Origin of the sequence: Nocardiopsis sp. TNDT3, from assembly GCF_003427465.1 — a bacterium.
Lineage (GTDB): Bacteria > Actinomycetota > Actinomycetes > Streptosporangiales > Streptosporangiaceae > Nocardiopsis > Nocardiopsis dassonvillei.
This window is the reverse complement of record NZ_QPFC01000326.1, coordinates 1-9,238: the sequence shown is the minus strand read 5'-3', so window position 1 is coordinate 9,238 and position 9,238 is coordinate 1. Positions and strand designations below refer to the sequence as shown.

9 protein-coding genes and 1 pseudogene are annotated in these 9,238 nt (G+C 73.1%); 5 read left to right on the top strand and 5 right to left on the bottom strand.

Going from position 1 to position 9,238, the window contains the following annotated elements:
* Positions 1-225, bottom strand: a pseudogene (locus DQW06_RS08850) (hypothetical protein); the annotation flags it as partial.
* Between the two features lie 220 nt (positions 226-445).
* A complete protein-coding gene (locus tag DQW06_RS08845; protein WP_019611128.1) occupies positions 446-988 on the bottom strand; it encodes a GNAT family N-acetyltransferase in 543 nt (180 codons plus the stop codon).
* 284 nt (positions 989-1,272) lie between these two features.
* On the opposite strand from DQW06_RS08845, the gene DQW06_RS08840 reads away from it, so the two are divergent.
* Positions 1,273-2,202, top strand: a complete 930-nt coding sequence (locus tag DQW06_RS08840) for a LysR family transcriptional regulator (RefSeq protein ID WP_013153571.1) — start codon at positions 1,273-1,275, stop codon at positions 2,200-2,202.
* A gap of 69 nt (positions 2,203-2,271) precedes the next feature.
* On the opposite strand, the gene DQW06_RS08835 is transcribed toward DQW06_RS08840, so the two are convergent.
* Positions 2,272-3,174, bottom strand: a complete 903-nt coding sequence (locus DQW06_RS08835; RefSeq protein WP_013153570.1) for a LysR family transcriptional regulator — start codon at positions 3,172-3,174, stop codon at positions 2,272-2,274.
* 92 nt (positions 3,175-3,266) lie between these two features.
* Here DQW06_RS08835 and DQW06_RS08830 point away from each other — a divergent pair, with 92 nt between their 5' ends.
* Positions 3,267-4,253 carry a DMT family transporter gene (locus DQW06_RS08830; RefSeq protein ID WP_041552740.1) on the top strand — a complete coding sequence of 329 codons (987 nt, stop codon included), beginning with the start codon at positions 3,267-3,269 and terminating at the stop codon, positions 4,251-4,253.
* Positions 4,254-4,264: 11 nt separating this feature from the next.
* Here DQW06_RS08830 and DQW06_RS08825 read toward each other — a convergent pair whose 3' ends face one another.
* The gene (locus DQW06_RS08825) at positions 4,265-4,585 is read right to left on the bottom strand and encodes a transcriptional regulator (protein WP_013153568.1); all 321 of its coding nucleotides are present in this window, start codon (positions 4,583-4,585) and stop codon (positions 4,265-4,267) included.
* Positions 4,585-5,007 carry a hypothetical protein gene (locus tag DQW06_RS08820; RefSeq protein WP_013153567.1) on the bottom strand — a complete coding sequence of 141 codons (423 nt, stop codon included), beginning with the start codon at positions 5,005-5,007 and terminating at the stop codon, positions 4,585-4,587. The genes DQW06_RS08825 and DQW06_RS08820 overlap by 1 nt, the downstream gene beginning before the upstream one ends.
* Before the next feature lie 189 nt (positions 5,008-5,196).
* On the opposite strand from DQW06_RS08820, the gene DQW06_RS08815 reads away from it, so the two are divergent.
* From DQW06_RS08815 to DQW06_RS08805, 3 genes are all read left to right on the top strand, one after another.
* Positions 5,197-6,999 carry a hypothetical protein gene (locus DQW06_RS08815; RefSeq protein WP_013153566.1) on the top strand — a complete coding sequence of 601 codons (1,803 nt, stop codon included), beginning with the start codon at positions 5,197-5,199 and terminating at the stop codon, positions 6,997-6,999.
* A gap of 53 nt (positions 7,000-7,052) precedes the next feature.
* Positions 7,053-7,763 carry an alpha-ketoglutarate-dependent dioxygenase AlkB gene (locus DQW06_RS08810; protein ID WP_117198275.1) on the top strand — a complete coding sequence of 237 codons (711 nt, stop codon included), beginning with the start codon at positions 7,053-7,055 and terminating at the stop codon, positions 7,761-7,763.
* 169 nt (positions 7,764-7,932) lie between these two features.
* Entirely contained in the window at positions 7,933-9,105 is a 1,173-nt protein-coding gene (locus DQW06_RS08805) for a magnesium and cobalt transport protein CorA (RefSeq protein WP_117198274.1), read from the top strand.
* Positions 9,106-9,238: the final 133 nt, after the last annotated feature.

Below are 9,238 nucleotides of genomic sequence, written 5' to 3'. Positions count from 1 at the left end.
GTGGGGGGAGGGCGCGGCGGAGTCGGCGGCGGAGGGCTCCTGCGCGGCGCGGGCCAACTCCTCCTGGCGTTCGGCCTCCTGGGTCTGGCGCTGGCGTTCCTTCCAGGCGCGCCAGCGGGTGTGCTCGGGGAGGTCGCAGTACTGCGGCGGACGGCCGGGCGAGGAGGCACGGGGCACGGGCCGGTCGCAGCCGGGGAAGTTGCAGGTGTTGGAGTCGGAGGCCACGGGGTGAGCGTAGCGGTTCGCCCCCGCGCGGCGCGGAGGTGTGTCGGGCACGGCGACCGGGCACCCGCGCACCCGCGCTCCACCGGGGGTGGACGGCCGCCGGCGGTTCCGCGCCGGCCCCTCGGGCGGACCGCCGACCGCGGCCCGCGGGCGCGGGCTGACACGAAAGCCCCCTTCCCGGTCCCGGAGGCCGGAAAGGGGGCTTGGGCTCCCGCCGACGCTAGTCGTGGGCGCCGAAGGCGTCCACGCGGCAGACCATCGTGGTCACGAAGGGGCGGAAGCCCTCCTCCTCCAGGAAGCGGATGTCCTCGGAGGCCGTGGCCAGCGCGGAGAACTCGATGTCGCGCACGCCCATGCCCGCGAGCTGGCGGCGCACCTCCTCCAGCAGCTTGGAGGCCACACCGCTTCCGGTGTACTCGGGGTCGATGGCGAAGGTCTGCACCACCGCGCCCCGCGCGCCGCGGTCCCAGCTGCCCTGGGCGTTCTCGCGGATGGTGACCATCGCGTACCCGGCCAGGTCGCCGTTGCTCTCGGCGAGGATCGCCAGGGTCTCGGGGTCGGAGAGCCAGGCCGTGTACTGGGCGCGGCGGCGCCTCCAGGACTCGTCCAGGCTCACAGGGCCGATGATGTCCGCCAGGTGCGGGGCCGTCAGGGTGTGCTGCTGGTGGAGGGCGCCCCACAGGTCCGCGAGTTCCTCCACCTCGTGGGCTCCCAGGTAGCGGAAGCTGAGCACACCGACGTCGGACTGTCGAGGTTTGGTCATCAGCGAATTTTGCATCTTTTTCTCACCCGTTCCACCAGCATTGGGTGCTGATCCCCCCGGGTCTCACCCGTGGTTGAGCTGTGGCACCGACTGTACGTGTCCGTATCGACCGTAACGTGCCCGACACGGAGAAAGAGGCGTCAGAGATTGCTGAAAGAGAAGAAGATCTGTTTTTTCTTTGAGCGTGGAGTCCGGTGACGATGTGCATGGAATCACGCCCCTAACCTGCGCAACGCGTACGAAACCACCCTGAAATCTGTACGTGCTGCCATAAGTTGGAGGCCATGATCGACGTTCGGCGGCTACAGCTCCTCCAGGCACTCGACCACCACCACACGGTGGCGGCGACCGCGGAGGCGCTCAACGTCACCCCGTCGGCGGTCTCCCAGCAGCTCGCCGCCCTGGCCAAGGAGGCCGGGGTCCCCCTCGTCGAACGCAACGGCCGCCGTTTCCTGCTCACCGGCGCGGCCCGGGTCCTGCTCAAGCGCGCGCACGTCATCTTCGCGGAGATGGAGCGCGCCAGCGCCGACCTGGCCGAATACGCCGAGGGCGACCGCGGCGTCGTCCGGATCGGCGCCTTCTCCACCGGGATCAGCGACCTCATCGCCCCGGCCCTGGCGCGCCTGCGCACGAGCCACCCGGACTGGTCCTTCCAGGTCGTCCAGGCCGAGCCCGAGCACAGCGCCGAGATGGTGCGCTCGGGCCGCCTGGACATGGCCCTGACCATGTCCACCGGCCACCTGCCCGCCAGCGGCGACCCGGACTTTCGCGTCGATCCGGTCATGGTCGAGCTGTTCGACGCGATCCTGCCCTACCAGCACCCGCTGGCCGCGCGCACCAGCCTCCACCTGGCCGAGGACCTCGCCGACGAGGACTGGATCCTGTCCGCGCCCGGCACCGCCTGGCACGAGTGCGTCTCCGGCGCCGCCCACCAGGTGGGCTTCCAGCCCCGTGTGGTGCACACCGTGGACGACTTCAGCGCCGTGTTCTCCCTGGTGCAGGCGGGGCTGGGCATCGCCCTGATGCCGCGCCTGGCCTGGACCGGCCTGAGCACGCCGCGGATCGTGGTGCGGGGCGTGCGCGAGAGCGCGCGCCGGCACATCGTCGCCCTCTCCCGCGCGGGCGCCTCGCCCGAACCCCTGCTCACCGCCATGCGCGAGGCCGCCAGCAAGGTCCCCGTGCCGTCGGTGGGGCCCTTCGCCATCGCGGGCTGAGGCTCCGCCCCGCCCGGCCACCCGTCCCGTCCGGACGCCGCGCTCCGTCCCGGCTCGCCGGGCCCCGCCCTACCCGGCCAGCACGCCCGCGGCCGACTCGCGCAGGTACTCCGCCACCAGGCGGATGGGCTTCCACGCCCATCCGCCGGTGCGGCCCGCCAGGTGGACGCGGCGGACCCCGCCGAGTTCGCCCAGGGGCGCGTGTGCCACCCCGCGCCGGGTCACCGCCGACAACCGCGGCACCACGCCCACCCCCAGACCCTCCGCCGCCAGCTGCTCGAACAGTTCCAGGTTGTCGATGCGGTGGACGACGCGCGGCGTGAACCCGGCCTCGGCGCACATGCGCTGCACCAGCGCCTCCTCGTCGCGCCGGTAGGGGCTGACGATCCACGCCGCCTCCGCCAGCTCCCGCAGCCGCCGCCGGGTCAGGGTGCGGCTGTCGGCGCCCTCCGAGGGCTGGGCGAGCAGCAGGTCCTCACTCCCGATCGGGTGCACCGTCAGCGTCCCCGGAAAATCCCGGGGAAGCAGGCTGTACTGGTACACCACCCCCAGGTCCGCCCGCCCGTCCTGGAGCAGCTCCAGCGCGTGCTCGGACTCGTGCTCGGTCAGGTGGACGTCGATCCCGGGGTGGTCGCGCCGCAGACGGCGCAGCGCGGGCAGCACCAGGGGCGCCGCCGTGGTGTACATCACCAGGTCGACGCGGCCGACCGGCTCGCCCTCGCCGTCGAACTCCGCCCGCGCCGCCTCCACCCGCGCCAGGATGCCCACCGCGTGCTCGGCCAGCCGCCGCCCGGCCGGGGTCAGGCGCACCCGCCGCCCGTCGGGCGCGATCAGCGGCACGCCCGCCTCCCGCTCCAGGACGGCGAAGTGCTTGGAGACCGCCGACGTGCTCATGCCCGTGACCTCGGACACGGCGGCCATCGTGCCCAGCCGCTCCAGTTCGACCAGCAGGCGCAACCGGGTGAAGTCCATCCACAGAAGCTACCCGACCGTCCACCGGAACTACACGATCCATCAACCAATGGTCCGTGGACAGAAACGGACCACGTCGGTGCAATGGTCGGGTGATCCGCTCTCTCGCTCCCTCGCTCCGCCGTGCCCGCTTCGGGGTCCCGGCGCCCCTCATGCTGCTCATCGGCATGTTCACCCTGCACACCGGCAGCGCGCTGGCCGTCACGGCCTTCGCCCAGGCCAGCCCCGCCACCGTCACCTGGCTCCGGCTGAGCTGGGCCGCGCTCCTGCTGCTGGCCCTGGGCGGCCGCTCCCTGTGGCGGGCGGTGCGCGCGGCGTCGCGGCGCGAACTGGGCGCCGTGGTGATCCTGGGCACAGCGAGCGCGGGGATGATGCTGTTCTACTCCGAGGCCACGGCGCGGATCGAACTCGGCACCGCCACCTCCATCGAGTTCCTCGGCACCCTCGTGGTGGCCGTGGCCGCCATGCGCCGCCGCCGCGAACTCGTGTGGATCCTCGCCGCGGTCGCGGGCGTGCTCTGCCTGACCCGCCCCTGGCAGGGCGAACTCGACCTGGTCGGGGTCGGCTTCGCCCTGGCCGGCGCGGTCTGCGTGGTGGGCTACATCGTGCTGACCCAGCGGGTGGGCGCCGGGTTCGGCGCCGTGCACGGCCTGGCCCTGACCATGACCGTGGGCGCGGTGGTCAGCGCGCCGCTGGGCGCCCCCGGCCTGGTCGCCGCCCCCGACCCGGACCTGGTGCTGTTCACCCTGCTCATCGCGCTGCTGTTCCCCATGGTGCCGTTCCTGCTGGAGATGGTGGCCCTCCAGCGGATGAGCCGCACCGCCTACAGCACCTTCTCCAGTCTGGAACCGGCGGTCGCCCTGGTGATGGGCCTGGTGGTCATCGGCCAGGCGCCCGCCCTGGTCCAGGTCGTCGGCATGGTGCTGGTGGTGGTCGCGGGAGCCGGCGCGGCCCGGGGCGACGGCTCCCGCCGCCCCGCCGTGCCCGACCTGGCGGCGGCCACCGCCGCCGACCCGCACCGGCCCGAGGAGGGAGCACGGCCGGAGGAGATCGGCGCGGCGTCGGGCCGGGCGGTCTGAGGGGACCGCGGTCACTCGGACTCGGGGACGCGGACGTGGGTTCCCGAGGCGATCTCGCGCAGCGCCCGGACGTGCTGGTCGAAGGCGGCCCGCCCCTCAGCGGTCAAGGATAGGGAGGTGCGGGTGCGCCGCCCCACCGCGGCCTTGTGCACCTTCACGTAGCCCGCGTTCTCCAACACCGTGACCTGCTTGGACAGCACCGAGTCCGAGACCTCCACGGTGTCGCGCACGAAGCGGAACTCCGCGCGGTCCACGGCGGCCAGCGCCGCCACGACCGAGAAGCGCACGGGGGAGTGGATCACCTCGTCCAGCCTGCCGCGGGGGTGCTCCATCAGGCGCTCCTGCTCCGGCGCAGGGACACGTGGGCCGCCGCCAGCGGCGGCGCAGCGCAGGCCAGGGCCGCGGGCACCCACCAGGCGGGCTCCCCGGGGAAGGCGTACATGCCGACGAAGAGGGCGACCGCGTACAGCACGCCCCACACACCCATCGTCCACAGGTGCAGGGACGCGTACCCCCGCGGCTGCACCGGCTGGCGCACGGCGAACACCGTCATCACCGCCATGGCCGCCCCGAACCCGGCGGTGGAGGCGGCGATGGCCCACGGGGAGGGGAACAGGCCCACCACCAGCACCAGGGACAGCGTCGCGACGCCGAACACCGCGCCGTAGACCGCGTACCACCCGCCCCGCGAGCGCGTCCGCGTCCCCACCGTCTCCGCCCGCTCCAGCGCGTCCAGCGCCTCGTTCCTGCGCATGCCGTTCTCCGTTCGCTCAACCTGTTGTCAGCATGGCACTCACTTTCCAACTTGGCAAGTGATTGACTCTCTGGAAGGCGAGACTGGGACGCACGCGCAAGCCCCGTCCCACAAGCGACATCCGTCACTCGCGTCACTTCGCCGCGCCGGTACGGAGCGTCTCCGGAATGCACTAGCTTGGTGCGAACCATGGCCGCGAAATCTGATCTCGAACTCCTCCGCGCCTACGAACCGGTGCTCATGTGCACCAAGGGGGAGCTCTTCTTCCCCACCGACGTGGACGCCTACGTACGCAACTGCAGCCTGTGGATCGAGGAGCCGGGCGGCGGCGAACGCCGCCTCGTCCCGGCCGGGGAACTCACCCTCGACCGCCTCGGCCGGGCCGAGGCGGAGTGGCCCGGACGCCACAAGCACCTGCGCTTCGTCCAGGAGGAGACCCTGCGCGAGGAGGCCCGCCGCTACAAGGGCGTGGCCCGCACCGTCATCCCCAAGAGCGGCCGCCTGGCCGCCGTCGGAGTCCTGGGCCGGGTCCTGGACATCCTGATGAAGCTCTCCCTGCTCATCCGCGGGGCCGTCCCCGGCGGCCTCACCTTCGCCGCGGTGACCCGCTACCGCGAGCGCGTCGACAACGGCGGCGTCACCTACTACGGCCGCGTCACCCGCGAGGGCGGCTACACCATCCTCCAGTACTGGTTCTTCTACGCGATGAACGACTGGCGGACCATCTACGGCGGCGTCAACGACCACGAGGCCGACTGGGAGCGCGTCACCGTCTACGTCGTGGACAACCCCGACGGCACCACCCGCCCCGTCTGGGTGGGCGCCTCCTCGCACGAGTACCACGGCGACGACCTGCGCCGCAGCTGGGCCGACCCCGACCTGCACCGGGACGGCGACCACCCCATCGTCTACGTCGGCGCGGGGTCGCACTCCCACCAGATGCTCCCCGGCGACTACCTCATCCAGGTCGACCCCTCCTTCCTGCGCGGCCCCATGCGCGCCTGGCGGTGGATCACCCACCGCATCTTCCGCGCCGACAGCGTCCTGAACCGGCACGGCATCGGCGTCCCCTTCGTCGACTACGCCCGCGGCGACGGCATGCGTCTGGGCCCCGGCGGCGACCGCGAGTGGTCGGCCGTCCTCATCGACGACGACACCCCCTGGCTGACGGGGTACCGCGGCCTGTGGGGACGCGACACCGGCGACTTCTTCGACGGCGAGCGCGCCCCCAGCGGCCCGCGCTACGAGCGCGACGGCACCATCCGCCGCTCCTGGGCCGACCCGCTGGCCTGGGTGGGCCTACAGAAGGTCGCCCCCACCGAACCCGCCGCCCGCGCCGAGCTGCGCGCCCACGTGCGCGCCCTGGACGATCGGCTGCGCACCCTGGACGCCGACGTCATCAGCCGCCGCGACCGCCTGCGCCAGCTCCACTCGGCCCGCATCGTCCTGGAGCGCGAGGCCCACTCCCGGCCCCGCGCCCGCGAGTACGCCGAGCGCATCGCCGCCCTGGAGATGGAACTGGGCGAGGTCTACGAGACCCGCGTGCTGACCGCCGACGAGCGCGACACCCACCTGCGCGCCCTGGCCGCGGACACCCCGCTGGTGCCCTCGCCCACCGGGCACCTCAAGGCCCCGCACCTGCCCTACTCCTCGGGGACGCAGCGCTCCACCCGCTTCCTGCACCTGTGGGTGGCCCTGAGCACCCCGCTCCTGCTGATCTCGCTCGCGCTGCCCATGTTCGTCCTGAACGGGCAGTACACCTTCTACGCGATGATCGGCGTGGTCGTGGTCTTCGCCGCCGTCGACTCCGTGGCCCGCCGCAAGTTCGTCCAGTACCTCATCGGGCTGGCGGTCATCGCGGTGGTCGTCGGACTCGTCGTGGGGGTCGTGGCCGCGTTCGTGGTCAACTGGCGCATCGCCATCACCGTCCCCGTCGCGGTGATCGTCGTGCTGCTGCTCGTGGTCAACGTCCGCGAACTCCTGCGCCGCTGACCCGCTCCGCCCCGCGCTGGCGCCCGCCGCCCGCGCGGGGCAGCATGGGACCCATGAGCGACGCGCTGTTCGACCGCCCGCCCGCGCAGGTGGCGCCCGGCGCCGTGCACGTGCCCGGCTGGCTGGGCCCCGAGGAACAGGCCGACCTGGTCCGGCGCTGCCGCGACTGGGCGCGCGGGCCCGCCGGGATGCGCCGCCACACCATGCCGCGCGGCGGGGTGATGAGCGTGCGCATGGTCAGTCTGGGCTGGCACTGGTCACCGGGGCCCAACCCCCACGCCGAGCGGCGGGGCCCCGGGCCCTCCCTGCACCGGCAGGCCTACTCCTACGCCCGGCTCCTGCCCGACGGCACACCCGTCCAGCCCTTCCCCGACCTGCTCGGCGACCTGGCCGCCCGGGCCGTGGAGGCCGCCTACGGCGCCCCTCCCGGTCCGGACGCCGACCCCTACGACGTCGCCCTGGTCAACTTCTACGACGCCGACGCGCGCATGGGCATGCACCAGGACCGCGACGAGCTCTCCGGCGAACCCGTGGTCTCCCTCAGCCTCGGCGACACCTGCGTGTTCCGTTTCGGCAACACCGAGACCCGCAACCGCCCCCACACCGACGTCGAACTGCGCAGCGGGGACCTGTTCGTCTTCGGCGGCCCCTCCCGCATGGCCTACCACGGCGTCCCCCGCACCCGGCCCGGCACCGCGCCGCCCGCCCTGGGACTGGACGGGCGGCTCAACATCACGGTCCGCGCCTCGGGGCTGCGCGGCTGAGGATCCCCGTCCGGGACCCGGCACCGCCGCGCCCTCCCCGGTGGAGGACGGCTCCGGCCGGACTGCCCCGCCCCGTTCGGGGCAGTCCCTCCTGAGAGCGCTCACCCGACGGTCCGGTGCCGACGGGACAGCGCGCCGTTCGACCACGCACGGGAGGGGAAGACCACGTATGAGCGACTCCGCGCCGGAACGCATCATGGACCTGGGCCGCAGGAGGGCCGCGCTGCCCGAGCGCGGCTCGCCCGGCCCGGTCCGCGCGGTCCTCTACCGCGACGGGCGCCGCGAGCGCGAGGCCGACACCGTCGCCGAGGCCCGCGGCGCCGCCGAGCGCGATCCGGGCCTCATGGCCTGGATCAGCATGACCGCCCCCGCCCGCGACCAGCTCACCGAGGTCGCCCGCCTCTTCGGCCTGCCCTCCCTGGCCCTGGAGGACGCCATCGTCGCCCACCAGCGCCCCAAGGCCGAGGTCTACCGGGGCGTGCTCTTCCTCGTGCTGCGCCCGGCCCGCTACGACACCGTGCGCGAGTCGGTCGAGGTCGACGAGATCCACCTCTTCGCGGGACGGGACTTCGTGGTCACCATCGGCCACACCGAACAGGTGGACTTCGAGAGCGTCCGCGACTTCCTGGAGGCCGAGCCCCGCCTCCTGGCACACGGGACCCTGGCCGTGGTCCACGCCGTCCTGGACCTGGTCGTGGACGGCTACGCGCCCGTCGTCTCCGAACTCCAGGACGACATCGACGAGGTGGAGAACCAGGTCTTCGGCGGCGACTCCCGGGCCTCCCGGCGCACCTACCGCCTCGCCCGCGAGGTCATCCTGCTCTCCCGCGCCGTCGAACCCCTCGGAACCGTCCTGGACAGGCTCATGGGGCCGCTGGCCCACGACCCCGAACGCCCCGGTCCACCGGACCCGCGGCCGTTCGCCGACGCCCTCGTCGAACCGGAGGGGCCCCGCCCCCCGGCGCGCCGCCAGGGCTTCGCCTCCGCGGACCCCTTCCGCATCCCCGCCGAACGGCGCGGCGAGCTGCACCACCGCCTGCGCGACGTCGCCGACCACGTCGCCGCCGTGCGCGAGCGCGTGGACGGCTTCCGCCAGCTGCTGCAGAACATCATGTCGGTCAACAGCGCCCTCATCGACCAGGCGCAGAACGAGGCGATGAAGAAGGTCTCCTCCTGGGGTGGCATCCTGGTCGTGCCCACCCTCATCTCCTCCGTCTACGGCATGAACATCTCCCCGGGCGGCGACTACCACTGGGCGTTCAGCTGGCCGCTGTCCCTGGCCCTCATGGCGCTGACGAGCCTGAGCCTCTACCTTGTCTTCCGTCGCAACGGTTGGCTCTGAGAGCCTGTTGACGGAGGTGGGGATGACGGGGGACGGATCCGCCGAGCGCGAGGTGCTGCGGCTCATGACCGGGCCGTGGGTGGCCCGGGCGGTGGCCACCGCGGTCGAACTGGGCGTGCTCGACCGCCTCGCC